Here is a 26,154-nt window from a genome sequence, read left to right as displayed (position 1 = left end):
CGGTAAGCCCGGTATCGGGCTTAAATCAATCTACTTGCTCGAAATGTACCATCGAACGTATGCTTACCGGACTAATCCGCTGACCATCCCTGAATGTTGCAGCGCGCACGGTCGTATATTCAGCGACTTCAAACGGTCCCTCATAGCGCGGTGAATTGGCCGATGGTTCTGTACCGTCCGTGGTGTAATGTATCAGCGGCCGGTAGCTATCGGTTTTCAGTGTTACGGTCGAAGTATTGCTTGCAACGTTGTCTTCTACCTCAAAATAGACCTGATAGGCACTTTTTGCATAGTTGATACCCGCGCGTTCATAGCGTACGTACTGGGTCTCCATCCGCCGGATAAAATCTTCCCAATTCTTGTTTTCGGGGCTGCTCCAGCCAATTTCCGCTACCGCCGCACCCCGGGGATAGGTCATATAATCCGCCTTGTCCGGCGAATGGATATATTCACCCCACACGTTACCTTGTACACCCAGGATAAATTCGCGTTCCTTACCTTCCAGCTCTTCCGGTATCGGCTCAAACGAGTACACCTTGCGCAGGGGCAAGTGCCCTCCGATAGCATTGGGCTCCAGATAAGGCTCGCCTTGAAAATAGTCAAGATACATGTGGGTGGTGGGGGTCATTACTACGGGATGGTGCATCCGGGCTGCTTCAATCCCTCCTTTCGTACCCCGCCACGACATGACGGCAGCATTGGGCGCCAAGCCACCTTCCAGGATTTCATCCCATCCGATGATGCGTTTGCCCTTACTATTGAGGAATTTTTCGATACGTGTAATGAAATAGCTTTGTAGCTCATGTTCGTCCTTCAACCCTTCGTCCTTTATGCGTTGTTGGCAATGCGGGCAGGCTTTCCAACGGTCTTTCGGGGCCTCGTCACCACCGATATGGATGATTTGGCTGGGAAAAAGTTCAGCAACTTCAGCGAGTACGCCCTCCAGGAAAACAAAAACTTCTTCCTTACCTGCACAATAAATATCCTTTTGGATAGCCCACTGTTCGGGGATTTCGAAAGGCCCTCCTGTACACGAAAGCTCTGGGTAGGCTACCAGCGCCGAAAGCACATGGCCGGGAAGTTCGATTTCAGGAATCACCGTAACGTACCTTTCCTGTGCATAGGCTACCACTTCCTTGACGTCTTCGTGTGTATAAAATCCGCCATGTGGATGATGATTGATATACGGCCCGCGTTGAAAATTGGTACTGGGCCGCCAAGCACTCACATCGGTAAGCCGGGGATACTTTTTTATCTCAATGCGCCATCCATGGTCTTCCACCAGATGCCAGTGGAAAACATTCATTTTATGCATAGCCAGGTAGTCGATGTATTTCTTGATGTAGTCTACCGAATAAAAGTAGCGACCTACGTCAAGCATCAGCCCTCGCCAGCCGAACCGAGGCTTATCAACAATTTCCACGGCAGGGATCAATACGGCCTGGTTAGCGGTTTGCCCGACCGGCAGCAATTGATAGATAGATTGTATGGCATAAAACAGGCCATTGGTTTTTTCGGCACGCACCGTAATGTTATCGTTATCTATAAACAGGCGATAGCCCTCGTCGCCAAGCGTATCAGCAGTTAATTGCAGCCTTATGGCAGTTTCTGCACGCTCCGCATGCGGCGAAGATAAGGAGGCACGTATTCCCGTACGCTCAAACAGCCCCTGTAGCAGTAATTCGCCCAGCGCCCTCAATTCGGGTTGGCTGCCGTCCACTTGAATTACTGTTTTTTCAGTGAATACAAATGTGCCCTGTTTCTGTTCCAGCGCCAGCGGTTTCGGAATAATGGAAAGCTGTTCCTGGGCACACAATCTCGCTGAGGTCAACAATGCGAAGACAATGGAAATTTTGGCAATGCTATTCATAATCGGTATATCTATCCTACAAACATAGCGAACCAAGCGCATAATATCCCGCGCAATCGATTGAGCAATTTTCAGAAAAAATGCACCTTCTTTTTTTAGTGAGTTTTGATTTTGATGATTATTTGCTTTAACATTGCACTTTATTTAAATTAAGTCCAAATAACATGGCTAATAAATTAACCTATCTATTCATATCACTTTTGCTTGCCGGCGTGCATCAAAGTGGTTTCAGCCAAAACTTATCGTTGGCTGGACAAGTCGTTTCGGTTGCCGACCGGCAGCCGATCGCAGGTGTTACCGTTCGTTTATCTAGCATTCCGAATGGCCGGGTCACGGATGAGCGCGGCGTCTTTTCTTTTGAAGGGCTTGCTAATGGCCAATACACCTTGACATTTTCATACCTTGGGTATGAGGCCGCCCGCGTCAGTATTTCGCTCCCTTCTCCAAACAGCGGCAACTTAACGGTCGCCTTGAGTCCCATCGAAAATCAGCTGCAAGCGGTGGAGATCTTGGGACGAAAAGAGCAAACCTATAAAAACACGTCCTCATTTGCCGGCACCAAGACCGAGACGCCTATCAAGTTTGTCCCGCAAGCTATCAGCTATGTGACCAAGGAAGTCATCGAAGACCAACAAGCATTCAAAACCAGCGATGTACTGAAAAACATAAGCGGCGTCAATGTCTTTTCCTATTACAACAATGACTTTACGCTACGCGGCTTCCGGGCCAGCAACGCATTAATCAATGGCCTGCGCGACGCCACCAACAGTTGGGCTCAGTCACTGCTTCCAAACATAGAACGTATTGAGGTAATAAAGGGGCCGGCCTCCGCGTTGTTTGCCAATACGGATCCGGGCGGCACGGTAAATACGGTGACGAAAAAACCGTTGGATGTAGACCGTAAATCAGTGAGTTTCGCCACGGGCAGCTACAATACATACAGGATAACGAGCGACTTTACCGGCCCGATGAACAAAGAAAAGACCTTACTTTACCGGCTGAACCTGGCATATCAAAATGCGCAGTCCTTCCGCGTATTGCAGGGGGGCGAAGACATGGTAATTGCTCCCTCCATCTCCTTCGTTCCTACCGACCGTACGCAAGTAAACGTCGATTTTGTTTACTCCAAAACCAATTCACGGCTGGACCGCGGCCAACCCATCTTTGGCGCCTCAGCCGGGACGGACTTATACTCCACGCCGGTATCATTTGCCATCGGTAAGGAAAACGACTATGAGAACGAGCTGAATTTGTATACCACGGCATCGCTGCAGCACAAACTTACCGACCACATTTCGTTCAATGCTTCCTACATGAAATTTCTGTATGACGAGGACCTGCTCGAGCATCGTACATCTAACCGCTATGCCGTGGATGCCAACGGACAGCAGATTCCTACATTGATGGAAATGCAAACCATTCGCCGTAAGCGCAAAAACTATAACGACAACATTACGCTGTATCTTGTCAACGACTTCCATACCGGCCCCTTGGTGCATAAGCTACTGGTAGGATATGATTATATCCAGAATGTTTCGCCTGTAGGCGGTTCAAACTATAATGCGCTCGGCTATCGCAACGCTGCCAATAATGGGGCTATTAATACGTATGAGCCCGAAAATCGCGACGACTACCTGATTCGCAATGGCCGTCCGGTACCGAATGTACCCCACTTCGATTTGACAAATCCCGATTATTCCATATCCGAGATATCGGGATATTTCAACGTCTCCAGCCCTCAAGCCGTCACCAAATACTATGTCAATGGGTTTTACCTCCAAGACCAGATTACATGGGGACCGATACAGGCTTTGGTGGCCTTCAGGCAAGAATATTATACAGATATCCTGAACTACCAGCGGGATAACGAAGAAACCGTGGAACAGCAAAAGTTCATTCCTCGGTTTGGCCTTGTATACACGCCTGCCGAGCCCGTCAGCGTATATGTCACTTACGCGCAGGGTTATCAACCTCAGGGCGCAGGCACCATTGGTGACCCTGGACGGTTCGGCGGGCCGTTTGACCCGCTTACCAGCACGATGTACGAAGGTGGAGCAAAGATGGAATTTATCAACAAGCAATTAAGCATCAATGCTGCCATCTACCATATCGAGCAAAATAACATCCTCATCAATGCCAATGACCCCGGCAATCCGGATCTGCTTAGGCAGCTCGGCCAGCAACGGTCAAGGGGGATAGAGTTAGATGCCTACGGCCAGATCAGGCCCAACCTCAGCATCACAGCCAACTTCACCATCAACGAAACCATTATCACCGAAAGCGATGATCCGGATGAAATAGGCAATACGCTACCCAACGCACCTAAGCATCAAGGCGGCATATGGGCTAAATACACCTTTACCATCCCCGCCCTGGATGGCATAGGCGTGGGCGCCGGAGCGAACTACGTGAGTTCCCGGGCTACGCTCAGCGATATCCTCACATTGCCATCATATGTCGTTGCCGACGCGGCGCTCTATTATACCATCGACAAGTTCAAGCTTTCGGCCAACTTCAATAACGTATTCAACAAAACACACTGGGTAGGCGGTTACGATTTCAACCGGTTGTTTCCAGGTACGCCCAGGAATTTCCTGATTGGCGTAGGTTACACCTTCTAATTATCCAACTAAGATGTCCAAGCGCGCTGGCAAGGCAGAAAGCAACAAAAAGCTATTTTGGCGTCTCCACCACTGGGTGGGATTGTATACCGGGATACTCATCGGTGTGCTGAGCCTTACGGGGGCAATCGCTGTATTCATTCCGGAAATTGACGAGCTGATTGTCAAACATTACTATCATGCGGCATCAGTGCCTTCACCCTCCGGGATACCGCAATTTGGCAAATCCATCGATTCGCTTATCAAACGGTATCCCGATTACAGCTCATTGACGATCAACCTGCCCGACCAAGACGGTCAAACCGCAAAGGCCGACATGACCATCCGTCCGCCTGACCAAGACGGATTGGTACGCTATGACTTTTTTATCGACGCTGGCATGGACCGTATCGTCGGACAACGCAACCAACAGAATTCGCTGGCCAACTACTTAAGGCAGATGCATGTACGGCTTTATGAAGGCTACTGGGGCAGGCAATTAGTAGGCCTCGGCGGGATAGCCTTAGCCGTGGTCGCCATCACCGGGCTGCTCATCTACGGCAACTTTATGAAAAAACAGGCATGGCCTAACCTGCGGAAGACGCTCGACATGCGCATCATCTTGGCTGATTGGCATAAATTATTAGGTATCAGCGCAATGGCATTCAACCTCGTCATAGCGCTCACGGGTGCGTGGCTGGGGCTACAACCTTGGTTGATGCGGTGGCTGGAGATCGAAACCCCCAACACGTTTAAAGCTCCGATCGTCATGGAAGCCGATGCGGACAAAACGCAGTATATCGATTGGCAAGCGGTCTTAGCCGCAACAAAAACGGAATTCCCCGAATTGATTCCCCGGCACCTGGCCCCCTCGACCAATGGCTCGGCATCCATCACAGTCCGGGGTAATATAGCTGGACAAATCTACGAGCGGAACATCAATACGTTGGTTATTTCAAAAAGTGGTTACACGCCTATTTTCAAATATGATGTCCGCGAACAGTCTTTTGGCCACAAGTTCTACTTTATTCAGGAAGCCGTGCACTTTGGCGATTTTGGCGGGTTACTGCTCAAAGCGGTCTACGCCATACTTGGCCTTACCAGCGGCTTTCTATCCATCAGCGGCTTCGTCATTTTTCTTTTTCGGCGCAACAAGAAAAAAGGCAATTCGACCGCTCCAACCAGCCCCTGGAAAACCACGTTTGTCTACAGCATGCTGGTGCTGCTGTTTTTGATTGTGATCGCACTGATTAGCTTGTTCATTGGCTATACACAAGCAGCCTTGGTGGCAGGCATTGTCATCAATGTATTGTTAATCACGCTAATCGCTTATTCCTTGGTACGCTATGTTATTGTGCGATGCCGGGGAAAGCGACAGGCGGGTATACATTAGTTAAAAATGAAACATACGAAAAAGCACTATCACGCACTTATCGAGCACTATCTTGTGCCCGCTGCGCTCTTTTTGCTCAACATCAATCTTATACATATCATCTATGCATATTTCAATGGCAGCTGGGATCGCCTGTGGCATCTGGTTGCGCTGACGATCGCTTTCGCGGCATTGGGCAGTGCAGTCCTGCTAAAGAATCAGCGTTTGCTATGGTGTTCGATGGGCTATTATTTGTTGCTGCTGGCCTATAGTTAGCGATACCTACCTACCCAATCCATCATTTCGCGGCTTCGTTGCACCAACCAATCGTACCCTATCGCTCCCTCGGGTTTAGCAAACAACTTCGACCCTAAGCCTACCGCACTCACGCCGGCACCGAACCATCCGGCGATACTATCGGCCGTTGGATTTACGCCGCCTGTCGGCATGAACCGCATGGCGGGGAATAACGGTTTAATGGCCTTCAAAAAACCAGTACCCAATGTATCACCAGGAAAAAGTTTAACTAATGGCGCCCCAAGATCTTCAGCGTGGCTAATCTCTGTCGGCGTCATGCAGCCCGGCACCCAGAGGACACCTTGTTCAAGCGTGACCGCCGCGATTTCGGCCTTGACAACCGGACTAACGATAAACGTCGCGCCCATTTCGATATAGGCGGTAGCCATGGCTGCGGTTTTGATGGTACCGATGCCAAGCAACAGATCCGGCCAATGCGCCCGCTGATAGGTGAGGAGCTTAGAAAAATTCTCCGGCGCCTTCTCGCCGCGGTTTACAAATTCAAACACTCGGATGCCGCCCTGGTAGCAGGCGTTTACCACTTCCGTGCAGGTATGAATATCCTCATTATAATATACCGGCAGTACCGGATACTTCAGGATATGGTCAAGTGTGCTTTTCATATACTCAAATCGCTCCATTGCCAAAGTCGCCTTTGACAAACAATTTCTTAAATCCTGCGGCCGTGGCCGCATCAATGATGTCCTGCCCGCCCTTCTCATTCACGAGGGCATAAATTAATCCCGCCATAAAGGCGTCACCGCTGCCAATACGATCGATCACCCCGTTTGTTTCATTAACAGGGGAGATAAAGTCCGCTTCACGTGTATGGTATGTACCATACAGCAGGTTGTGAGTAGCCGAGTCCATGAAACGGAAGGTATAGGCAATGTGCTTGCATCGGGGTAATAAGCCGAATACTTCCCCCGCAGATTCCTTGGCGTGTTCGAAATACACTTCAGGGGGGGTATCCCTCGTCAATGTTTCCAATACAGAACTGCCAACCATTTTGTTTGCGGCCCAAATATTGCCCATGACAACGTCGCAATACTGCAGCAATGCCGGCATGACCTCAATGGGCTGTTTACCATAATTCCACAGCTTGTTGCGGTAGTTGAGATCGACGGATACCGTCAACCCCTTGCGGTGCGCCACCTCCAGTGCTTCCAGGCAAACGTCTGCCAGCGGCGCACTCAAGGCAGGTGTGAGCGCACTCCAATGCAACCACGTAAAGTCTTCCAGTATGGCATCCCAATTGATTGTGCCGGGCTTAAGTTCGCTGAAAGCCGAATAGTTCCTGTCATACACAACCTCGCCTTTGCTAAGGCCATTGGCCGACAAGAGAAAGTACAGGCCCATCCGATCGCCTTCGAGTAAGGTAGGCGAAACGTCCACACCAAGCGTTTTCAAGGTAGAAAGAGCTTGCAGGGCCAGCTCGTTGCCAGGCACACGGCTGAGGTAGCTGCAAGCGATTCCCAGCTGCCCCAGCGATGCCGCCACATTCGCTTCCGAGCCGCCCGGAAAAACCACCACCTGTCCGTCCGCCCCCAAAAACGACTCGCCCGAGGAGCTCAGCCTTAACAGCAATTCTCCAAATGAAAGTATCTTGTGTTTAATCATGGCTGCGCTAAGTTAAGAATTTTGTCTCAAATCCGCCCCAGGGCCTGCTCAAAATCTCCGATCAAATCTTCCTCATGCTCAATGCCCACGGAGATGCGCAACATGCCATCATTGATGCCCGCTTTCAGCTTCTGCTCTGGCGAGTGGTGTAGCCCCCACATGCTTGCCGGATGGACGACCAAGGACTCTACACCACCCAAGCTCGCCGCATTGGCAAAGAGCTGTAAGCTATTCAATACTGTTTGGGCACGCGTAAACTGCTCTTGCTCATCTTTACCGGCTATCTCCACGCAAAGCATGCCCGTGAAACCATTCATTTGCCGCCGGGCCAGCTCATGCTGCGGATGCGAGGGCAAACCGCAATAAAGCACACGCTTGATGAGCGGATGGGTTTCAAACCATTGGGCAAGCGCCAAGGCATTTGCGTTTATTTGCTTGACGCGGAGAGACAGTGTACGTAGTCCACGCAGCAGCAGCCAAGCATCAAATGGGGCTAAGGCCCCGCCCAATGAAAGCATTTTTTTCCATGCTTTATTCACCGCCGCCGACGTACCACAGATGACACCTGCGGTCAAATCGCTGTGGCCGCCCAGGTATTTGGTGGCACTGTGCACAATAATATCAATGCCGAAATCCCCGGGCCGCTGATTGATGGGGCTGGCGAATGTATTATCACAAACCGTGGTAATGCCTTTTTCCCTCGCTAATGCGCCCACGTAGGCCAAATCCGTGATAGCGAGATTAGGGTTCGAAGGTGTTTCGACATAAATTAATGCCGTGTTGGGCCTTATTTCGGCATCAAGCGAAGAATTATCGCTTTGGTCAAAATAAGACACTTCAACGCCGAATTGCGGCAATACCTCTTTCAGCAACACGCTTGCCGCCGAATAATGTGATCGCTGCGCAACCACATGGTCGCCGGCCTTTACGATGGATAGCACCGCGGTACTGACTGCGGCCATCCCCGTAGCCGTCAGAAGCGCGGCTTCGGTACCTTCCAGCCTGGCCACCAACTCCGCCGTCTGACTGCTTACCGGATTGCCGTGCCGGTGGTAAAAATAGGGATGGCGGGCTTCCGTGGCCGCCTTCAGGTATTCCTCCGGATTGGCATCAGCAAAATAGGTCGCCGTTTGGTATATTGGGGGAATAACTGAACGAGTTTCGTTGAAAGCTTTCCCCGAATGGATTAAATCCGTTTCGATATGGCTCATAGTGTGTGTGATTATATCCGGCTAAAATAAGGAGATGCCGTGGCAAAAACAATGTATACCTCAACTTGTCGCATCTCCCCCCTTACATTGTCATACTTTCCCATTTGCTCGTCCATGGCCATGGATTATGTTTGCATTAAAATATGCAAGTGACATGGAACGAAAAAAAACATCGAGTTTCAATTCTGTGGATGCATACCTTGCCACCATTACTGACGACAAACAAAAAGCGACGTTGGCACGCGTACGATCCCTCATTAGACAGGCAGCTCCCGACGCCGAGGAAACCATCAGCTATCAAATGCCGGCTTACAAATATCACGGTACGCTCGTCTACTTTGCCGCATGGAAAAACCATTGGGGGTTGTATCCCGCCAGCGCGACGATCCAGCAGGCATTCAAGGATAAGCTGGCTGACTACAAACAGACAAAAGGCGCCATCCAATTTCCTTGGGAAGAGCCACTTTCCGAAACGCTGATCACGCAGCTCATTAAAAAACGTGTGGAGGAAAACATCCAAGCAACACGGCCGGAGGCCACATCTTCTGAATGATCCATGTTATTTATCATTGACAGGTTAATGCCGCATAGGGCGACTGCCGACACCGAAGGCAGCGATGACGGTCACCAACTCAGGGGCAGCGGCATCATGCTAAAGGTCCTGACAAGTGCCGATGCAGACGCATTCTTCAACTTGCATGTTCGCTCAGCTGATGATACCGGCTGCCGGCGCCAGCTGATTCGCAACGACGACACATCGGAAACCTTTGCACAACGTATTGTTTCCACCTATGAGATGGTATGGACAATCCGCCCGGAAAACTACCCCGATACAATTATCGGCGACTGCGCTATACGTTATCGCGACAAGACCAGCAATAACGAGCTGGCATTTGAAGGCTCCCTTATCCCGGCATACCAGCATCAGGGCATCATGACCACCGCCTTTTCGATAATTGCACGCTTTGTAAAGGAACATTACGCAGGCGGCAACCTTCCTTTTCCATTGTCGCGATAGCCGAAGCTGCTCGCAATGCGTTAAACCTTCCACCACGCCGCCGCAGGCATTATATGAATGTTAATAATTTTAGTAAGAAATTCAATTAAATTTGGAAACTCCCAAATGTTGTTTTATTTTTACTAAAAAAATTAGTCGCAATGAAAGCATACATTCCAAGAGGGTACCGGCTGTGTGAGTATTTGCTCATCATTGAGCCCACGGACCAGGCGAAGAAGCAGATACAAGCGTTCAAGCAGTATTTTATAAAATGCCACCGTTATCAGAATGCCATCGTTTCAAAAGGCCACATCACCCTGGCGAGATTCCTTCAATACGAACACCGTGAGCAGCGCATAGTCCAAAAGCTCCAGCAACTTGCGGATTGCACGCAACCTTTCCAGGTCGAATTACAGAATTTCGGCAGTTTTGGTCACACGCTATTTATTGATATCAAATCGGCGGATCCCATCCTTCAGGTCGTTGCCATGCATAGGCACGAACTTCGCCCCTTGATAAACGGACCTAAGCATGTTGCCCCTTATTTTGCAACGAAGCCACACATTACCATCGCGCGAAATCTCACTCCGTCCCAAAATGAGGCGATATGGCCTATCTGGGAAAGGACACGCTACAACGAAACATTCAGCGCCAAGAACATGGTGTTATTGAAGCGCATCGCCGGCATCCGGTCTCCCTATACCATCGTCCGGAAATTCGATTTCCTGGGCTTACTACCTGCGGTTGTCCAAGGGAAACTATTCGCCTGAGGCTATCCGATTTTCAGCGCGAGCTCCTTGCCATACATCATCTTGCGCAAGTTATTCAGTGCATAGCGCATTCTGCCCAACGCGGTATTGATGCTTACCTGTGTTACATCAGCTATCTCCTTAAAGCTCATTTCGCCATAATGACGCATGATAAGCACTTCCTTTTGGTCATCCGGAAGCAGCTGAATCATTTTCCTCAGGTCCTTGTAGGTCTGCTCGCGGATCATTCGCGTTTCAACGCTTTCGTCCGCAAAATGCAGCACATCAAAAATATCAAATCCCTCGCTGTTGACCACCACAGGTGTACGGCGTTCTTTCCGATAATAATCAATTACCAGGTTGTGCGCGATACGCATCACCCAAGGCAAAAATTTACCTTCTTCGTTATAACGGCCGCCCCTAAGGGTATTGATTACTTTGATAAACGTGTCCTGAAAAATATCTTCTGCCAGGTATTCATCCTTCACCAGCAAGTAAATGGATGTGTATATTTTAGATTTATACCGGTCTATCAAGGTTTCCAGACCCCGCTCATCACCGGACACATACAGACGGATGAGTTCTTGGTCTGTTCGTTGTTCAAGCTTCATAATACGCTACGCTCACTTTTACTATTTTCAACAAATAAGTAATTCTCTTTTTGTAGTCGTATCTCCTATAGCCGTTCTCCTATCAATGGTTTCGTTAATCAAGCCAAAAAAAAGCAAAATTTTCAGTATTTCAAAGCCTTTGTTGATTTTTCATGAGAATAATTTGTTTATTCATTACTTGTTTGTTTTTAAAGGCATTTATGCTGCCTTCGGCGGTTTTATCGGCAATGAAGCTTGCATGAATTGCCGACACATGTCCGTGAAGGACAATTCATGCAGGTTTTGCCTCCTTCCTGTTTATCAAAGACAGCTTTGCACAAAAAAAGACCCCGTTTAAGACCGAGACCTTTCGAATGCCTGCAGAATGGCTTACTTGTATAGCGGGTACTCAGCCATCAACAGCTTGACCTTATTGTGAATCTTGCCTAACGCCGTATCGTCGTCATGTTTGATCAGCGCCACGTCAATCATTTCGGCAATTTCCAGCATTTGTTCTTCTTTAAGGCCCCGGCTGGTGATAGCTGCGGTACCCAAGCGGATGCCGGAGGTTACAAATGGCGACTTATCGTCGAAGGGCACCATGTTTTTGTTGATAGTGATGCCTGCCTTGCCCAGTGCTGCTTCAGCGGCCTTTCCGCTGATACCTTTGTTGCGGAGATCAATCAGCATGAGGTGATTGTCTGTGCCACCGGAAATGATGCTGTAACCTTTATCTACAAATACCTTCGCTAAAGCGGCCGCATTTTTCTTCACTTGGATGACGTACTCCATGTATTCTTCGCTAAGCGCTTCACCGAATGCAATAGCCTTAGCTGCAATGATGTGCTCCAAAGGCCCACCCTGGGTGCCGGGGAACACCGCCAAATCCAGCAAGGATGTGATGCTACGAACTTCCCCTTTTGGTGTCTTAATGCCCCAGGGGTTTTCAAAATCCTTACCTACCATAATGAGACCTCCACGAGGCCCGCGCAGGGTTTTGTGCGTGGTGGTCGTTACCACATGACAATGCGGAAGCGGATCACTAAGCAGCCCACGAGCGATCAGCCCTGCCGGATGGGAAATATCAGCTACAACCAGCGCGCCGATTTCATCAGCCACCCGGCGGATGAAGGCGTAGTCCCAATCGCGCGAATAAGCAGAAGCTCCGCAAATAATTACTTTCGGTCTTTCTTGCAGTGCGACTTCTTCGAGTTGTTTATAGTCAATCAAGCCGGTCTCTTTATCCACCCCATAGAACAACGGTTGGTAGAGCTTGCCCGAAAAATTGACCGGAGAGCCGTGCGTAAGGTGCCCTCCATGGGATAGATCGAAACCCAAAATCTTGTCTCCAGGCTGCAACAGTGCCAAAAATACGGCAGCGTTGGCCTGGGCGCCGGAATGTGGCTGCACATTTACCCATTCGGCATTAAAAAGCTGCTTCGCACGCTCGATGGCAATAGTCTCGACCTCATCGACTACCTCGCAACCGCCATAGTAACGCTTTCCAGGCAAGCCTTCGGCGTATTTATTGGTCAGCACCGAACCGGCTGCCTCCATCACCTGCTTGCTTACAAAGTTCTCCGAAGCGATAAGTTCAATACCCTCTTCCTGGCGTGTAAGCTCCCGGTTGATTAAATTAAAAATGGTTTCGTCCCTTCTCATTATGATACAAAGAATTGAATGTTAAAAAGTTGCGCAAAGATATAAACTTGCATCCAATATTCAACGTTCGAGCTCACTTTTGATGGCTTTAAGTGCCAGGTCATACGGATTTTCGTCCAGGGTGTTGATGTGTTCAAGGATTACCGTGCTGAGTTCTTTTGCGTCCGCGTTAGCTGGCAGTCCCGCTGCCGCATTGCGGATGAGTGCCACGGTGCGCTCCTTGAGTTGCTTGGTGACCGCCCATGCTGCAGTGCTCACATACAACTGTTGGGTGATATTGTGCTGATATTCGGCACGTATTTCGCTGACCAACAGGTGCTGAAAAGCTTCGGCATCCAGCCCGGGTTCGTGCAGCCGCAGCAACATATTCGCCGGCGCGATGCGTTCGACAAACAGCACCAGCCGCTCATAGGCCTGCAGCCGCAAAGGCTGTAGTTCCTTCCTCGCCGCATGCCCTGCCTCCAACATTTTAAGCCGAAAAACATGACTGTTGTATTTCGTCCAAAACATCCAGTTTGCTACGCCCATCACCAAGCATCCGGCCAAGACGTATTTGGTGAGATCAGTTAAGAATAGTGCAATATCCATGAGTTGTCGTTTGTTTATGGAACGTCAAAATCCACATCATCCCGCAAAAGTGTAGAATTTTATGTATTTTTGTGTGTTTGAATTTAATTAATTGCAACGAAGATGAGCACAGCAACACTTTCACCGACGGCACCATTGACCTTGACACCAGGCGCTATCAAGGAGCTTAAAAAGTTGAAAGAACAACAGGAAATCTCGGATGATTTCGGATTGCGAGTAGGCGTTGAAGGCGGTGGATGTGCCGGAATGAATTATATATTGGGATTTGACCAAAAGAAAGAAGGCGATTCGGAATACAATATCGAAGGGATACGTATTTTCATGAATAAAGCACATGGCCTCTACCTCGCGGGCATGGAGATTGACTTCCGGAGTGGCTTGGATGCCCGTGGCTTTACCTTCAACAATCCGAATGCTTCAAGCACCTGTGGCTGCGGGTCGTCTTTTTCGGCGTAATACCGCCGCTTTAACCATTGAAACTACCACCGCCAATACAGCTTGCATAGCACCTTTTGGCGGTTTTGTCATATAACGGGCTACACGATCGTTAGTTTTTTTTACCCATCTTTTACCGGTTCCTTACCTCTTGTTTATTTCTTCCTTACACTTGGCTTACCCTTTCCTTACCCTTTCCTTACCGTTTCCTTACCCTTTCCTTACCTTTTCCTTACCGTTCCCTTACCTTTTCCTTACCTTTTCCTTACCGTTTCCTTACCCTTTCCTTACCTTTTCCTTACCTTTTCCTTACCAACAGGGTAACGGAAAGGTAGCGCTGCGGTAACCCAACGGTAACCCGGATCCATCGGTTATCCAGGCTAGCACAGACAAACGTTAAGAAAGAGAATAAAGCGAACGATTCCAGCTGGGGAGCAACCGCGCGAATCAAACCTTTCTTTTTCCTTTCATACTAATTCGCTATCTTTGCATCCTCATTTTTCGAATACAAACAATTGATGTACAAGGAATATAAGCAGCTCAATTTACCCGAAATCGGCAAGGAAATATTGGATCGTTGGCGGACGGAACACATCTTTGAAAAAAGCATCACGCAGCGTCCGGCCAACAAGCCCTATACCTTTTACGAAGGCCCGCCTTCAGCGAATGGCATGCCGGGCATCCACCATGTCATGGCAAGGGCCATCAAGGATATTTTTTGCCGCTACAAGACCCTCAAGGGTTATCAGGTAAAGCGCAAAGGAGGCTGGGATACGCATGGCCTGCCCATCGAGCTGGCTGTGGAAAAGACCCTTGGCATTACCAAAGAAGATATCGGCAAGACCATATCCGTAGCCGATTACAACACGGCCTGCCGTCGGGAAGTCATGAAATATACCGATGTGTGGAATGACCTTACCGAAAAAATGGGCTATTGGGTGGATTTGCAAAATCCATACATCACCTACAAGAACGAGTACATCGAGACGCTGTGGTGGATACTAAAAGAGCTGTATAAAAAAGGGCTACTTTACAAGGGCTATACCATACAACCCTACTCACCCGCTGCCGGTTCGGGCCTTAGCTCGCATGAGCTCAATCAACCCGGCACATACAGACCAGTGAAGGACACAACCATTGTAGCCGAATTCCGGGTCAAAAGAGATCAAGTACACCCGGCCATGGCCATGCTCTTTGAGGATGAAAACGAGGATACCGCCATCCTGGCTTGGACCACCACACCGTGGACGTTGCCTGCCAACAGTGCATTGGTTGTGGGCAAGGATATCCGCTATGTCAAAGTGCGCACCTTCAACCCCTATACGTTTGAGCCGGTGAGCGTTGTATTGGCGAAGGAACTGCTAAGCCGGTATTTCAAGCCTGAAGGGCAGGCGATTTCATTGAAAGACTACAATCAAGGAGACAAAATCATTCCTTGGGAAGTCAGGGCCGAGTTTTTAGGAGCCGAACTGCTTAATCTCCGGTACCATCAGCTGCTGCCCTATGTCTCCAGCGAAGAATTGGAGCAAAAGGCCTTTCGGGTCATCGCAGGTGATTTCGTGACCATCGAAGACGGCACGGGCATCGTACACTCATCTGCGACATTTGGCGCAGACGACTTCCGTGTAAGCAAAGAAAACGATGTACCGGGGGTTTTTGTGAAAGACGAGAACGGCAAGGATGTCCCCATCGTAGACAAGCGGGGCCGCTTTGTCAAAGAAATCGGCGAATTTGGCGGACGCTTCGTCAAAGAAGAATATTACAGCGATGAAGAGCGCGCAGCCGAGGGCTTCAAGCCCACCGATGTGCTCATCGCCATCAAACTCAAAGAAGAAAACAAAGCTTTCGAAGTCAAACGATACGAACACAGCTATCCGCATTGTTGGCGTACGGACAAGCCGGTACTTTACTACCCACTGGATAGCTGGTTTATCCGCACGACAGCGGCGAAAGATGAGCTGGTGGCGCTCAACAAAACCATCAATTGGAAGCCTGAAGCCACGGGCACGGGCCGCTTCGGCAACTGGCTGGAGAACCTTGTTGACTGGAACCTTTCGCGTTCGCGGTTCTGGGGGACTCCCCTACCCATTTGGCGCAGTGAAGACGAGAACGAAGAGATCTGCATCGGCTCCATAAGCGAACTGAAGGCCCATATCGAAAAGAGCCTCGCGTCGGGCGTGCTCAACGACGCTGAAAAAACAACGCTACAGGAATACTTGCGCAAATTCGGCACCGATGAGCTGGACCTCCACCGGCCGTATGTGGATGATATCGTGCTCGTCTCTGACGCTGGGCAGAAACTCTACCGCGAACCCGATCTCATCGACGTCTGGTTTGACAGCGGAGCGATGCCCTTTGCGCAGTGGGGGTTGGATCAGGAGAAGCTTGCTGAAGGCGACGATGCGCCTTTCAAAACTGGTTTTGAGGGGGCATACCCGGCAGACTTCATTGCCGAGGGCGTCGATCAAACGCGCGGCTGGTTTTTTACCTTGCATGCCATTTCCACGATGCTCAGGCATTCCGTAGCGTTCAAAAACGTGGTATCCAACGGCCTGGTATTGGACAAAAACGGCAATAAAATGTCCAAGCGGCTGGGCAATGCCGTTGACCCCTTCGCTACCATCGAAAAATACAGCGCCGATGCCACGCGTTGGTATATGATTAGCAATGCATCCCCTTGGGACAACCTTAAGTTCAATGAGGAAGGGCTGGACGAGGTACGGCGCAAGTTTTTCGGCACGTTGTACAATACCTATGCGTTTTTTGCCCTATATGCCAATATCGACAAATTTGCCTACCAAGAGCCTGACCTGCCCATTGCCAGCAGGCCGGAGATAGACCGCTGGATTATCTCGTTGCTCAACAGCCTGACACAGGAAGTAGATGGCTACTATGCGGATTTCGAGCCAACAAAAGCCGCCCGCGCCATACAGACGTTTGTAGATGAGCACCTAAGCAATTGGTACGTTCGCCTCTGCCGCAGGCGCTTCTGGAAAGGGGAATATACTGAAGACAAGATTTCAGCATATCAAACACTCTACACGTGCCTTGATACGATTGCGAAGCTGATGTCGCCCATCGCGCCATTCTTCAGTGATCGGCTGTACCTGGACCTGAACAATGCCACAGGCAAAGAACAGGCCGAATCCGTACATTTAGCTGATTTCCCGGCATACCACGAAGACTTGGTAGATAAAGCACTGGAGGAACGCATGACCCTGGCGCAGGACATATCGTCACTTACCCTTTCATTACGCAAAAAAACCGGCATCAACGTCCGGCAACCGCTTAACAAAATCCTGCTTCCCGTGTTGGACGATGACTTCCGCAGGCAGGTCGAAAAAGTAAAGGACCTTATCCTTTCTGAAACCAATATCAAGGAAATTGAATTTATTACGGATACTTCGGGCATCATCAAAAAAAGAATCAAGCCGAATTTCAAGGCCCTCGGCCCCAAAGTAGGCAAAGACATGAAGTCCGTGGCTGCTACCATCCAGGCGTTCACTGCAGAAGAAATTGCAACGTTGGAGCGTGAAGGAGCAATCGCAATACCCGGCACACCCTATGTCGTGCTGTTAGCCGATGTGGAGATTATTGCCGAGGATGTCGCCGGATGGCAGGTATCCAATTTGGGTAAACTTACGGTAGCTTTGGACGTCCATATCACGCCGGAGCTGAGAAACGAAGGTATCGCCCGTGAGCTGATCAATCGCATCCAGAATCTCCGTAAAGAACGCGGGTTCGAGGTCACCGACCGGATTAGCGTGCGCCTGACCGATATCCCCGATATTACCGAAGCAGCAAAGATTAATTTATCTTATATTCGCACCGAGATATTGGCAGACTCTTTGATGTTTGAGGATACCCTTGCCAACGGTGATACCATAGAAATTGCGGAAAGGGAGTTGAACGTATTAATCGAAAAAGTATAAAAATATGGCAAACAACAGCGAAAAAACACGGTATAGTGACGCAGAATTGCAAGAATTCAAGGAAATTATCTTGGAAAAGCTCCGTGTAGCCAAGGAGGAGCTGTCGGCCCTGACCAAATCGTTGAATGCAAGCAATGCCAACGGAACTGACGATACGGCAGGAACTTTCAAAACCTTGGAAGATGGCTCTGCCACATTGGAAAAGGAACAGACCAACCAATTGGCAGCCCGGCAAAAGAAATTCATAGACAACTTAGAGGCCGCATTGGTGCGTATCGAAAACAAGACGTACGGTATTTGCCGCGAGACAGGAAAACTTATCCAGAAAGAGCGTCTTCGTGCAGTACCGCATACGACCTTGAGCATGGAAGCCAAATTGAAACAATATTAGAACCAGCTATCGGAAATCAGCTATCGGAAATCGGCTTTTTACGCCGGTGAGAAGTCGACAGCTGGCAAGCCGACGGCCGGACAGCTAACAGCATGAAAGGTTATACTAAACCCCTTATACTAATTGTATCAGTGCTTCTGGTAGACCAGCTCTCCAAGCTATGGATAAAGCTCAACATGACGCTTGGACAGGAATATAATATATTAGGCGACTGGTTTATCATTCACTTTACCGAGAATAATGGCATGGCGTTCGGCCTTGAATTCGGTGGCGAATCCGGTAAGTTGGCGCTGTCCCTATTCCGCATCGCGGCAGTGGCCGGTATCGGTTATGGCCTGCATTACATGATCAAGCACAAATACCATCGCGGGTTTATCCTGAATGTGGCGCTGATATTTGCGGGGGCAATGGGCAATATCATTGATTCAACCTTTTATGGCCTTATCTTCAGCGAGAGCACCTGGTTTGAAAAAGCAAGGCTTTTCCCGCCCGAAGGCGGCTATTCCAGTTTGCTGCATGGCAAAGTGGTAGACATGCTCTATTTCCCCATCATCAAGGGAACGTTTCCCTCTTGGCTGCCGATTTGGGGCGGCGAAGATTTTCTATTTTTCCGTCCGGTATTCAACATTGCGGACTCCGCCATTACCGTGGGTGTAGCGCTTATCCTACTGTATCAAAAACGGTATTTCAAGGAAGAAATCGTCGAACCAGAAAGCTATAATAGCGAAGTGGTGGAAGATTGATCAAGGGGAGAGAACGTGGAAGACTAGCCAATAAGGGATCATAACGCGTAAGGACAAACAAGCCGATATAACAAAACAGCAGCGTCAAGTGACTTGGCGCTGCTGTTTTGTTATCGGGGGTATTTATTAATACCCGGCACCTTACACATCATAGGTGGTGGAGGAGGTTTCTCCGCCCCTTCCCGTCCAATTGGTATGGAAAAATTCGCCACGGGGTCTATCCAGCCGCTCATAAGTATGGGCGCCAAAATAATCACGTTGTGCCTGCAACAAGTTGGCGGGCAACCGCTCACACCGGTACCCATCATAGTAAATCAACCCCGCACTGAGACACGGTACGGGTATGCCGTTGGTAATCGCGGCTGCCACGACTTTACGCCATCCGCTTTGGGCGGCTTGTATTTTCTCTTTAAAGAAATCATCCAGTATCAAATTCCGCAAGTCAGGATTTTTATCAAACGCTTCCTTGATTTTCCCCAGGAATGCCGAACGGATGATACACCCCTCGCGCCACATTAAAGCGATGCTACCGTAGTTGAGCTTCCAACCATACTCTTTGGCTGCCACGGCCATCATCTGAAAGCCCTGTGCATAGGAGATTACTTTTGCGGCATACAACGCGTCGCGAAGGTCGTCAATAAAGGCCTGTCTATCGCCGTCAAACGATGGTAAAGGCCCCTGTAGCACTTTGGAAGCCGCCACACGTTCGTCCTTCAACGCTGATAGGCACCGGGCAAAAACGGATTCAGCAATAAGCGTCAGCGGCACCCCCAGCTCCAGGGCCACCGTGCCTGTCCATTTGCCTGTACCCTTTTGGCCTGCGGTATCCAGAATTTTGTCGACCAACGGCAGGCCGTCCTCGTCCTTAAACGCCAAAATATCGCGTGTAATTTCAATGAGGTAGCTGTCAAGCTCCCCTTCATTCCATTCCTTAAATACCTCATGCATCTCATCCGGCGTCATGCCCAACACATCTTTCATCATGTGGTATGTTTCGTTGATGAGCTGCATGTCGCCATATTCGATACCATTGTGCACCATCTTCACGAAATGCCCTGCACCGCCTTCGCCCACCCAATCGCAGCAGGGCGTGCCGTCAGCTACTTTGGCGGCTATGGCTTGGAAAATCGGCTTGATGGCCGGCCACGCGGCAGCTGACCCACCCGGCATGATCGATGGTCCCAAAAGCGCGCCTTCTTCACCTCCGGAGACGCCGGTACCGATATACAGCAATCCTTTACTCTCCACGTATTTGGTGCGGCGCTCCGTGTCGGGGAAATGCGAGTTTCCACCATCAATGATGATGTCGCCAGGTTCCAAATGCGGAATCAGCAGGTCGATAAAGTCGTCCACAGGCTTACCCGCCTTGACCATCAGCATGATTTTCCGGGGCCTTTTAAGCGAACGGATCAAATCCTCGATGGAAGTGGCCCCATAAATGTTTTTGCCTTTTGCCCGGCCATTGACGAAGCGTTCTACTTTATCCACGGTACGGTTGTAGGCCGTTACATGAAAGCCTTTGCTCTCCATATTCAGGATGAGGTTTTCCCCCATCACGGCGATACCAATGACGCCTATATCAGATTTTTCTTGCATACGCATCTCCAATTAGTTTGCTCCCAAAGTTATACTTTAAGCACTACGAAAAAAGACAAAAAAAGAAAAATGTTTTTATTATGATACCGTGCCGGGGCATTCCCGGCCGGCAGCGCGCCAAGGATGATGTATTTTCCCTAATTTTCTACCCAAAATTGCAAATCAAAGTGTATTTTAGCGCAAACAAACCCTTATAGCTGATGAATATTTTTCGTACTTGTTGCATCCTATCGTTTACGTCGCTTTTCATGCTTGGTCTTTCACAACGCCTATCGGCCCAGCAAAACCCTGTTTTCCCCGGTTGGTACGCTGATCCGGAGGGCATTGTCTACGGCGACCGTTTTTGGGTATATCCTACGTATTCGGCTCCTTACGAGGAGCAGGTGTTTTTCGATGCCTTTTCTTCTCCGGACCTTGTCAACTGGACCAAACATCCACGCATCATCGATACAGCCGAAGTCAAATGGGCCAAACGGGCCATGTGGGCTCCCGGCGTGCTGGAGAAAGATGGCCGGTATTACTTCTTTTTCGCGGCCAACGACGTCCACGAAGGTGAGGTGGGCGGCATCGGGGTTGCTGTAGCCGACAAACCCGAAGGTCCGTTCAAAGATTTATTGGGGAAACCACTGATCAACGAAATTGTCAATGGTGCACAACCGATTGACCAATTTGTATTTAAAGATAAAGACGGTTCATACTACATGTACTACGGTGGCTGGAAGCACTGCAACATCGTTAAACTGAACGACGACTTCACCGGCTTGGTACCTTTCGAAGACGGTGAACTTTATAAAGAAGTCACCCCCGAGGGGTACGTAGAAGGGCCGTTTATGTTTATGCGAGACGGCAAGTACTACTTCATGTGGTCCGAAGGCGGATGGGGCGGTCCGCATTACAAGGTAGCTTATGCAATCGCGGACTCCCCCTTTGGCCCATTTGAACGGGTAGCCACCATCTTAGAACAAGATCCCGAAATCGCTACGGGCGCGGGGCACCACTCGGTCATCCAAGTCCCCGGCCAAGACCAGTGGTACATCGTATACCATCGCCGTCCGTTGGATAAAAAAGGTGCAAACGAGCGGGTTACCTGTATCGATGAAATGCACTTCGATGAAGAGGGCTATATCCTGCCGGTCAAGATGACGCACACTGGCGTACGACATCCCTTAGGCAATCAACAGTAGTGGTTGCACAAAAGTATTGCTATCTTTGGGCAAAACGTTTCGACACACGGATCACCATTACATAAAGAACTCAGCAGATGACTAATGGCATATCATTAAACACAAAAAAAATCCTTGTCACGGGAAGTAACGGCCTTTTAGGCCAAAAAATTACGGATTTGGCGCTTGCTGACCCAGCCATTGACCTGATAGCCACTTCCAAGGGGGAAAACCGCCATCCTGTGAAAGAAGGCTATTCATACATTGATCTGGACATCCTCAATGAGCAACGGCTTCGAGAAGTCGTTGCTGAATATCGGCCGGATGCCATCATAAACACCGCTGCAATGACCAATGTGGATGCCTGCGAACAGGATCCTGAAGGCTGCCGGAAGCTGAATGTCGGCGCAGTCGCCGAACTGGCATCCTTAAGCGAAGCGTTTGGCATCCACCTCATCCACCTGTCCACAGATTTTATTTTCGATGGCGCGGAAGGACCTTATGCAGAGGACGCTATCCCCAATCCCTTAAGCCTTTACGGTCAAAGCAAGCTGGATGCTGAGCGTATCATCCAGCAGTCACATAGCAAGTGGGCCATCCTTCGCACCATACTGGTATATGGTGTGGTAGCCGATATGAGCCGCAGCAATATTGTGCTGTGGGCCAAGGGTGCACTGGAAAAAGGGCAACCGCTCAAGGTCGTCAACGACCAATGGCGCATGCCCACCTTAGCCGAGGATTTGGCGCAAGCCTGCCTCCTTGCCGCCACCAAAGAGGCGGAAGGCCTCTATCACATTTCAGGCAAGGACATGTTTTCAATCGATGAACTGGTAGCGGCTGTTGCCGATTTCTGGGGGTTAGACAAGTCCCTGATTAGCCAGGTAAGCTCCGCTACGCTGAACCAGGCGGCACCCAGGCCCAAACGTACAGGTTTCCTATTGGATAAGGCACGTACCGTGCTTGGATATGAGCCGCACAGTTTTTCGGAAGGGCTGGCAGTGGTAGACCGTCAACTGAAAGCGGAAAAATAATTTCATCTTTACAACATGACCCAGAAGTTTGCCCGCGAATCCTATACCATCATGAACGAATTGGTACTCCCCAATGATACCAATACACTCAACAACTTAATGGGAGGACGCCTGCTCCATTGGATGGATATTGCCGCTGCGATCTCCGCCCAAAAGCATTGCAACCGTATCGTAGTAACTGCTTCTGTAGATAATGTGTCCTTCAAACATCCGGTAAAGCTGGGCGACGTCATCAGCATTGAGGCGAAGGTCACCCGCGCGTTCAACACTTCCGTGGAAGTACGCCTCGTGGTGTCGGCGCAGAACATTCCCTCGGGTACCAAGATCCTGTCAAACGAAGCCTTTTATACGTTCGTTGCAATTGATCAGAATGGCCGTACAATTACTGTCCCGCAGCTGATACCCGAAACCGATGAGGAGAAAAAATTGTACAATGAGGCACTGCAGCGGCGAGAGCTCCGGTTGATTCTGGCGGGTAAGCTCAAACCGAAAGACGCGAAAGAACTTCAGAACCTGTTTCGTGAAGTGGTAAAAGAATAGGTCGCCGGCGCGACATCTATCATTATCTCCTTCGCGGAATAACCAGCAGGACCACACCGGCTACCAATATTATCCCGCCAACGTAAGGCGACCAGTTAACCCGTTCTTTCTTGTCAGCGGAAATTTCCACTGAACCGATATCAACGACTTTTTCTTTGCGCGTAAACGAGAAGCCGGTCCAGGCCAGCATGATTGCGCCAACGACAACTAAAATAATTCCTACGGTCCTTGCCATATGGTTGCTTTTTGAAGTAACCAACAAAGTCTGCGGGAAAATGTTTTTATTTTACCGAATCCCGGCTTGCATACCACGGTAATCCATCGCCAAACCTCGTTACGGCTGCGTAACGCTACCGTCCGTGGCCGACGCCGGCAAGTCTGCATCATGCCCATCCACCAAGGCAAGAGGAAGGCTGTAGTAAAAGCTGGCGCCTGCATCGTCGTTGTTCGCCGCCCACAGGTCACCGTCCATTGTTGAAACCATTTCGTGGCAGATTATCAGCGCCAAGCCCGAACCGCGCGATTCGGAAGCCTGCTGGCCAGCGGGCTTATCTTTCTGGAACAAATAAGGCAGTACATCTGCAGGAATACCCCCGCCGTTGTCGGCAATACACACCGTGATCTGATGGTCCGCATCGCGCAGTGTGGCGGTGATGGCCAACTGCCCTTTTTCAGGCGCATGTTTGACGGCATTGTGGATGATATTGCGGTTGACAAAGAGTAGCATTTCCCGCTGCGCTTTTACTTCATACATTTCCGGAACGAACAGCATGACCTCAAGCTATTTCTTCGCTATCACACCGCTGTTGAATGCCAATGCCTCGTCGATGTTGTTCTTAAGGTTCACAACCGAAGGGGAATAAGCCAACCCGATCACCTGCAGCTTCATCCAGTGTAGCAGGCCATCCAATGCTTGCAGCCCCGTATTGGCCGATTGGTAGATTTGGTCAAACACATACAGCAAATCTTCCTTGCTCATATATTCCGTGATGCCTTCTCCCCTCATCATCAGGATGGATGAAAAGGGCTGACGAAGGTCATGCGACAGCATGGAAATGAGCTTTTGGTGGAATTCATTGTTTGTCTCCAACAACCTGTTTTTCTCCTCCAGTTGTTTATTGGTGATTGCGAGGCTCGCCGCCAGCTTACGTTTCAGCCGGTATTGCCTATACACCGCCACGATAAACGCCACCGCCAGCACACATATTGCCAGGAGGAGCATCAGCCATGTGCGGCGCAATTGGTGCTTTGCAGTTGCGATTTCGACTTCCTTTTCCTTGATGGCCAATTCGAGGAAGCTAATGCCTTCCTTTTGGTTGTCCAACTGTTTCTGCCTGGACATTTCCAATAGGATATTCCCATATTCGTTGGCTTTGGCGGGCATGGGCCGTTGGCGTTTCAACGCTTCATAAGCCTGTGTCAGCGTATGGTAGTGCAGCACATCGTACCCCGTGTTTTTCGCAAGCGCTATCGCGGCTTCATAATAATGCAGTGCGCTATCGACATCCAATTGCAGAAACATGTTGCCCATTTCCATGTAGGACATTGCCGTGAGGTACTCATATCCTTTCTCCTGCGTTTCCCGGATCACCTCGTGCTGTTCGGCTATGACCTGCCTGACATCCATCCCCTTGAAGAATTTCATGGCGGTACGCGCTTGCTTGATGGAAAGCATGACACGCTCGTCCTTATTCTTCGCCGCAATGGCATGCGCTTTGTCATACAATTGGTTGAGTTCGGGAAGTGTGGCGTGGAAAGATTTGGGAAACGCCATATTGAGGATGATCGAGGGCTGGATGGAGTCCTGCTTCAACTGCAGGCTCATCTGATAAGCCTTTTCAAACTGCGACAGTGCCTGATCCGGCTTGCCTTCGCGGCCGAGCAGCACACCGATGTTCATCGTTACTTCGCAGACCTTCTCTTCGATGCCCAATTTCTCGAAAATGGCCAAGGACTCGTTGGCATACTTATAGGCAAGATACGGGTTGCCCTTTTCGATGTAGTAAAAGGCCAGGATATTCAACGCTTCCGCTTCGCCTCGCTTATCGTCTATGCGCTTGGCCAACTCCAGGGCGCTTGCACTGAAGTAATAGCAGGAATCCAACGAGCGATTGACATACATCTTGCCCAAACGCACGAACGTCTTCATTCGTTGGACACTGTCCGTCGCCGCGTCAGCTTGTCCCCTTAATGCCGTTATTTCCTTTACCTGTCCTTGCCCCGGCAGTCCCGAGCCCAGGAACAACAGGATCAAAACAAGCTGTATCCGACTCATCGATCTCGCTTTGAATTTGAACCCATACCTGCCGCCGATACCGTCAGCCGCAATTTGTCAACCCGCGCCCAACGCCACAATACGGTCGAATTCTTCCCTCGTAAGAGGCATCACAGAAAGTCGACCTTGGCGTACCAAGGCTATATTTTGAAGTAGGGGATCGGCTTTAATTGTTTCCAACGTGACAGGTTTTTTGAGCGTTTCCACGGGAGCCAAATCTACGACAACCCAACGTTCGTCAGTCGTGGTCGGATCCTGATAGTACTCCTTCACCACCTTAGCAATGCCCACCACTTCCTTGCCTTCATTGCTATGGTAAAACAAAACCAAATCGCCTGTTTTCATCGCCTGCAAACTGTTGCGCGCCTGATAATTGCGCACACCGTCCCAAAAGGTTTGCTTGTCCTTAAGAAACTGCTGCCAGCTGTATTTGAACGGCTCTGATTTTACTAAAAAGTAGTTCATAACTGTTGTGCTTTTGCTTGCTTTGGG

Annotated in this window: 25 protein-coding genes; 13 read left to right on the top strand and 12 right to left on the bottom strand. The window is 49.7% G+C overall.

Features of this window, described 5'->3' with window-relative positions:
• Positions 1–25: 25 nt before the first annotated feature.
• Positions 26–1,870 carry a beta-N-acetylhexosaminidase gene (locus JHJ32_RS02335; RefSeq protein WP_200119579.1) on the bottom strand — a complete coding sequence of 615 codons (1,845 nt, stop codon included), beginning with the start codon at positions 1,868–1,870 and terminating at the stop codon, positions 26–28.
• 164 nt (positions 1,871–2,034) lie between these two features.
• Here JHJ32_RS02335 and JHJ32_RS02330 point away from each other — a divergent pair, with 164 nt between their 5' ends.
• The 3 genes from JHJ32_RS02330 to JHJ32_RS02320 are packed head-to-tail and all read left to right on the top strand — an operon-like array spanning position 2,035 to position 6,118.
• Positions 2,035–4,491, top strand: a complete 2,457-nt coding sequence (locus tag JHJ32_RS02330; RefSeq protein WP_200119577.1) for a TonB-dependent receptor — start codon at positions 2,035–2,037, stop codon at positions 4,489–4,491.
• Between the two features lie 13 nt (positions 4,492–4,504).
• Positions 4,505–5,863: a PepSY domain-containing protein gene (locus JHJ32_RS02325; protein ID WP_200119575.1), complete on the top strand. Its 1,359-nt coding sequence runs from the start codon at positions 4,505–4,507 to the stop codon at positions 5,861–5,863.
• Positions 5,864–5,869: 6 nt separating this feature from the next.
• Positions 5,870–6,118 (top strand): hypothetical protein, encoded by a 249-nt coding sequence (locus JHJ32_RS02320; protein ID WP_079715032.1) that lies wholly within the window; start codon positions 5,870–5,872, stop codon positions 6,116–6,118.
• Here JHJ32_RS02320 and JHJ32_RS02315 read toward each other — a convergent pair.
• The 3 genes from JHJ32_RS02315 to JHJ32_RS02305 are packed head-to-tail and all read right to left on the bottom strand — an operon-like array spanning position 6,115 to position 8,970.
• Positions 6,115–6,762, bottom strand: coding sequence for a bifunctional 4-hydroxy-2-oxoglutarate aldolase/2-dehydro-3-deoxy-phosphogluconate aldolase (locus tag JHJ32_RS02315; protein WP_200119573.1), 648 nt, complete (start codon positions 6,760–6,762; stop codon positions 6,115–6,117). The two genes, JHJ32_RS02320 and JHJ32_RS02315, sit on opposite strands and share 4 nt — an antisense overlap.
• A gap of 4 nt (positions 6,763–6,766) precedes the next feature.
• A complete protein-coding gene (locus JHJ32_RS02310; protein WP_079715031.1) occupies positions 6,767–7,759 on the bottom strand; it encodes a sugar kinase in 993 nt (330 codons plus the stop codon).
• A gap of 26 nt (positions 7,760–7,785) precedes the next feature.
• Positions 7,786–8,970, bottom strand: a complete 1,185-nt coding sequence (locus JHJ32_RS02305) for a PLP-dependent aspartate aminotransferase family protein (protein ID WP_200119572.1) — start codon at positions 8,968–8,970, stop codon at positions 7,786–7,788.
• A gap of 154 nt (positions 8,971–9,124) precedes the next feature.
• On the opposite strand from JHJ32_RS02305, the gene JHJ32_RS02300 reads away from it, so the two are divergent.
• From JHJ32_RS02300 to JHJ32_RS02290, 3 genes are all read left to right on the top strand, one after another.
• Positions 9,125–9,523, top strand: a complete 399-nt coding sequence (locus JHJ32_RS02300; protein ID WP_200119571.1) for an iron chaperone — start codon at positions 9,125–9,127, stop codon at positions 9,521–9,523.
• A gap of 3 nt (positions 9,524–9,526) precedes the next feature.
• Complete coding sequence (locus JHJ32_RS02295) at positions 9,527–9,988, top strand: GNAT family N-acetyltransferase (protein ID WP_139378479.1); 462 nt, start codon at positions 9,527–9,529, stop codon at positions 9,986–9,988.
• A gap of 140 nt (positions 9,989–10,128) precedes the next feature.
• A complete protein-coding gene (locus JHJ32_RS02290; RefSeq protein ID WP_200119570.1) occupies positions 10,129–10,737 on the top strand; it encodes a 2'-5' RNA ligase family protein in 609 nt (202 codons plus the stop codon).
• Positions 10,738–10,739: 2 nt separating this feature from the next.
• Here JHJ32_RS02290 and JHJ32_RS02285 read toward each other — a convergent pair whose 3' ends face one another.
• The 3 genes from JHJ32_RS02285 to JHJ32_RS02275 all read right to left on the bottom strand — a co-directional run bounded on the left by JHJ32_RS02285 (position 10,740) and on the right by JHJ32_RS02275 (position 13,556).
• On the bottom strand, positions 10,740–11,327 hold the full coding sequence (locus JHJ32_RS02285) for an RNA polymerase sigma factor (RefSeq protein WP_079715027.1): 588 nt from the start codon (positions 11,325–11,327) through the stop codon (positions 10,740–10,742).
• A gap of 369 nt (positions 11,328–11,696) precedes the next feature.
• On the bottom strand, positions 11,697–12,968 hold the full coding sequence (gene glyA, locus JHJ32_RS02280; RefSeq protein WP_079715025.1) for a serine hydroxymethyltransferase: 1,272 nt from the start codon (positions 12,966–12,968) through the stop codon (positions 11,697–11,699).
• 60 nt (positions 12,969–13,028) lie between these two features.
• On the bottom strand, positions 13,029–13,556 hold the full coding sequence (locus tag JHJ32_RS02275; protein WP_200119569.1) for a hypothetical protein: 528 nt from the start codon (positions 13,554–13,556) through the stop codon (positions 13,029–13,031).
• A gap of 102 nt (positions 13,557–13,658) precedes the next feature.
• Here JHJ32_RS02275 and JHJ32_RS02270 point away from each other — a divergent pair, with 102 nt between their 5' ends.
• The 4 genes from JHJ32_RS02270 to JHJ32_RS02255 all read left to right on the top strand — a co-directional run bounded on the left by JHJ32_RS02270 (position 13,659) and on the right by JHJ32_RS02255 (position 19,057).
• Complete coding sequence (locus tag JHJ32_RS02270) at positions 13,659–14,012, top strand: iron-sulfur cluster assembly accessory protein (protein WP_079715023.1); 354 nt, start codon at positions 13,659–13,661, stop codon at positions 14,010–14,012.
• Positions 14,013–14,509: 497 nt separating this feature from the next.
• Positions 14,510–17,923: an isoleucine--tRNA ligase gene (gene ileS / locus JHJ32_RS02265; RefSeq protein WP_200119568.1), complete on the top strand. Its 3,414-nt coding sequence runs from the start codon at positions 14,510–14,512 to the stop codon at positions 17,921–17,923.
• Between the two features lie 4 nt (positions 17,924–17,927).
• A complete protein-coding gene (locus JHJ32_RS02260; protein WP_079715021.1) occupies positions 17,928–18,314 on the top strand; it encodes a TraR/DksA C4-type zinc finger protein in 387 nt (128 codons plus the stop codon).
• A 92-nt stretch (positions 18,315–18,406) separates the two neighbouring features.
• Positions 18,407–19,057 (top strand): lipoprotein signal peptidase, encoded by a 651-nt coding sequence (locus tag JHJ32_RS02255; RefSeq protein ID WP_079715020.1) that lies wholly within the window; start codon positions 18,407–18,409, stop codon positions 19,055–19,057.
• Positions 19,058–19,198: 141 nt separating this feature from the next.
• On the opposite strand, the gene gnd is transcribed toward JHJ32_RS02255, so the two are convergent.
• A complete protein-coding gene (gnd, locus tag JHJ32_RS02250; RefSeq protein WP_079715379.1) occupies positions 19,199–20,653 on the bottom strand; it encodes a decarboxylating NADP(+)-dependent phosphogluconate dehydrogenase in 1,455 nt (484 codons plus the stop codon).
• A gap of 248 nt (positions 20,654–20,901) precedes the next feature.
• On the opposite strand from gnd, the gene JHJ32_RS02245 reads away from it, so the two are divergent.
• The 3 genes from JHJ32_RS02245 (at position 20,902) to JHJ32_RS02235 (ending at position 23,387) form a co-directional block, all read left to right on the top strand.
• The gene (locus tag JHJ32_RS02245) at positions 20,902–21,837 is read left to right on the top strand and encodes a glycoside hydrolase family 43 protein (RefSeq protein ID WP_200119563.1); all 936 of its coding nucleotides are present in this window, start codon (positions 20,902–20,904) and stop codon (positions 21,835–21,837) included.
• A 77-nt stretch (positions 21,838–21,914) separates the two neighbouring features.
• Complete coding sequence (locus JHJ32_RS02240) at positions 21,915–22,847, top strand: SDR family oxidoreductase (RefSeq protein ID WP_200119562.1); 933 nt, start codon at positions 21,915–21,917, stop codon at positions 22,845–22,847.
• A gap of 15 nt (positions 22,848–22,862) precedes the next feature.
• The gene (locus tag JHJ32_RS02235; RefSeq protein ID WP_200119561.1) at positions 22,863–23,387 is read left to right on the top strand and encodes an acyl-CoA thioesterase; all 525 of its coding nucleotides are present in this window, start codon (positions 22,863–22,865) and stop codon (positions 23,385–23,387) included.
• 22 nt (positions 23,388–23,409) lie between these two features.
• Here JHJ32_RS02235 and JHJ32_RS02230 read toward each other — a convergent pair whose 3' ends face one another.
• The 4 genes from JHJ32_RS02230 to JHJ32_RS02215 all read right to left on the bottom strand — a co-directional run bounded on the left by JHJ32_RS02230 (position 23,410) and on the right by JHJ32_RS02215 (position 26,127).
• Positions 23,410–23,622 carry a hypothetical protein gene (locus JHJ32_RS02230; protein ID WP_079715016.1) on the bottom strand — a complete coding sequence of 71 codons (213 nt, stop codon included), beginning with the start codon at positions 23,620–23,622 and terminating at the stop codon, positions 23,410–23,412.
• A gap of 99 nt (positions 23,623–23,721) precedes the next feature.
• Positions 23,722–24,159, bottom strand: a complete 438-nt coding sequence (locus JHJ32_RS02225; protein WP_200119559.1) for a sensor histidine kinase KdpD — start codon at positions 24,157–24,159, stop codon at positions 23,722–23,724.
• 9 nt (positions 24,160–24,168) lie between these two features.
• Entirely contained in the window at positions 24,169–25,662 is a 1,494-nt protein-coding gene (locus JHJ32_RS02220; RefSeq protein ID WP_200119557.1) for a tetratricopeptide repeat protein, read from the bottom strand.
• A gap of 57 nt (positions 25,663–25,719) precedes the next feature.
• Positions 25,720–26,127: an EVE domain-containing protein gene (locus JHJ32_RS02215; protein ID WP_079715014.1), complete on the bottom strand. Its 408-nt coding sequence runs from the start codon at positions 26,125–26,127 to the stop codon at positions 25,720–25,722.
• Positions 26,128–26,154 lie beyond the last annotated feature (27 nt).

This window comes from Parapedobacter sp. ISTM3, from assembly GCF_016533505.1.
GTDB lineage: Bacteria > Bacteroidota > Bacteroidia > Sphingobacteriales > Sphingobacteriaceae > Parapedobacter > Parapedobacter luteus.
Note: the sequence above shows the minus strand (reverse complement) of the source record. Positions and strands in the feature narration are given on the sequence as shown.

What these genes read in the sequence shown, in the direction of transcription:
- JHJ32_RS02335 (WP_200119579.1), bottom strand. Translation starts at nt 1,870, where the DNA reads ATGAATAGCATTGCCAAAATTTCCATTGTCTTCGCATTGTTGACCTCA.
- JHJ32_RS02305 (WP_200119572.1), bottom strand. Translation starts at nt 8,970, where the DNA reads ATGAGCCATATCGAAACGGATTTAATCCATTCGGGGAAAGCTTTCAAC.
- JHJ32_RS02315 (WP_200119573.1), bottom strand. Translation starts at nt 6,762, where the DNA reads ATGAAAAGCACACTTGACCATATCCTGAAGTATCCGGTACTGCCGGTA.
- JHJ32_RS02255 (WP_079715020.1), top strand. Translation starts at nt 18,407, where the DNA reads ATGAAAGGTTATACTAAACCCCTTATACTAATTGTATCAGTGCTTCTG.
- JHJ32_RS02225 (WP_200119559.1), bottom strand. Translation starts at nt 24,159, where the DNA reads ATGCTGTTCGTTCCGGAAATGTATGAAGTAAAAGCGCAGCGGGAAATG.
- JHJ32_RS02260 (WP_079715021.1), top strand. Translation starts at nt 17,928, where the DNA reads ATGGCAAACAACAGCGAAAAAACACGGTATAGTGACGCAGAATTGCAA.
- gnd (WP_079715379.1), bottom strand. Translation starts at nt 20,653, where the DNA reads ATGCAAGAAAAATCTGATATAGGCGTCATTGGTATCGCCGTGATGGGG.
- JHJ32_RS02320 (WP_079715032.1), top strand. Translation starts at nt 5,870, where the DNA reads ATGAAACATACGAAAAAGCACTATCACGCACTTATCGAGCACTATCTT.
- JHJ32_RS02295 (WP_139378479.1), top strand. Translation starts at nt 9,527, where the DNA reads ATGTTATTTATCATTGACAGGTTAATGCCGCATAGGGCGACTGCCGAC.
- JHJ32_RS02275 (WP_200119569.1), bottom strand. Translation starts at nt 13,556, where the DNA reads ATGGATATTGCACTATTCTTAACTGATCTCACCAAATACGTCTTGGCC.
- ileS (WP_200119568.1), top strand. Translation starts at nt 14,510, where the DNA reads ATGTACAAGGAATATAAGCAGCTCAATTTACCCGAAATCGGCAAGGAA.
- JHJ32_RS02245 (WP_200119563.1), top strand. Translation starts at nt 20,902, where the DNA reads ATGCTTGGTCTTTCACAACGCCTATCGGCCCAGCAAAACCCTGTTTTC.
- JHJ32_RS02290 (WP_200119570.1), top strand. Translation starts at nt 10,129, where the DNA reads ATGAAAGCATACATTCCAAGAGGGTACCGGCTGTGTGAGTATTTGCTC.
- JHJ32_RS02230 (WP_079715016.1), bottom strand. Translation starts at nt 23,622, where the DNA reads ATGGCAAGGACCGTAGGAATTATTTTAGTTGTCGTTGGCGCAATCATG.
- glyA (WP_079715025.1), bottom strand. Translation starts at nt 12,968, where the DNA reads ATGAGAAGGGACGAAACCATTTTTAATTTAATCAACCGGGAGCTTACA.
- JHJ32_RS02215 (WP_079715014.1), bottom strand. Translation starts at nt 26,127, where the DNA reads ATGAACTACTTTTTAGTAAAATCAGAGCCGTTCAAATACAGCTGGCAG.
- JHJ32_RS02310 (WP_079715031.1), bottom strand. Translation starts at nt 7,759, where the DNA reads ATGATTAAACACAAGATACTTTCATTTGGAGAATTGCTGTTAAGGCTG.
- JHJ32_RS02220 (WP_200119557.1), bottom strand. Translation starts at nt 25,662, where the DNA reads ATGAGTCGGATACAGCTTGTTTTGATCCTGTTGTTCCTGGGCTCGGGA.
- JHJ32_RS02300 (WP_200119571.1), top strand. Translation starts at nt 9,125, where the DNA reads ATGGAACGAAAAAAAACATCGAGTTTCAATTCTGTGGATGCATACCTT.
- JHJ32_RS02240 (WP_200119562.1), top strand. Translation starts at nt 21,915, where the DNA reads ATGACTAATGGCATATCATTAAACACAAAAAAAATCCTTGTCACGGGA.
- JHJ32_RS02325 (WP_200119575.1), top strand. Translation starts at nt 4,505, where the DNA reads ATGTCCAAGCGCGCTGGCAAGGCAGAAAGCAACAAAAAGCTATTTTGG.
- JHJ32_RS02270 (WP_079715023.1), top strand. Translation starts at nt 13,659, where the DNA reads ATGAGCACAGCAACACTTTCACCGACGGCACCATTGACCTTGACACCA.
- JHJ32_RS02235 (WP_200119561.1), top strand. Translation starts at nt 22,863, where the DNA reads ATGACCCAGAAGTTTGCCCGCGAATCCTATACCATCATGAACGAATTG.
- JHJ32_RS02330 (WP_200119577.1), top strand. Translation starts at nt 2,035, where the DNA reads ATGGCTAATAAATTAACCTATCTATTCATATCACTTTTGCTTGCCGGC.
- JHJ32_RS02285 (WP_079715027.1), bottom strand. Translation starts at nt 11,327, where the DNA reads ATGAAGCTTGAACAACGAACAGACCAAGAACTCATCCGTCTGTATGTG.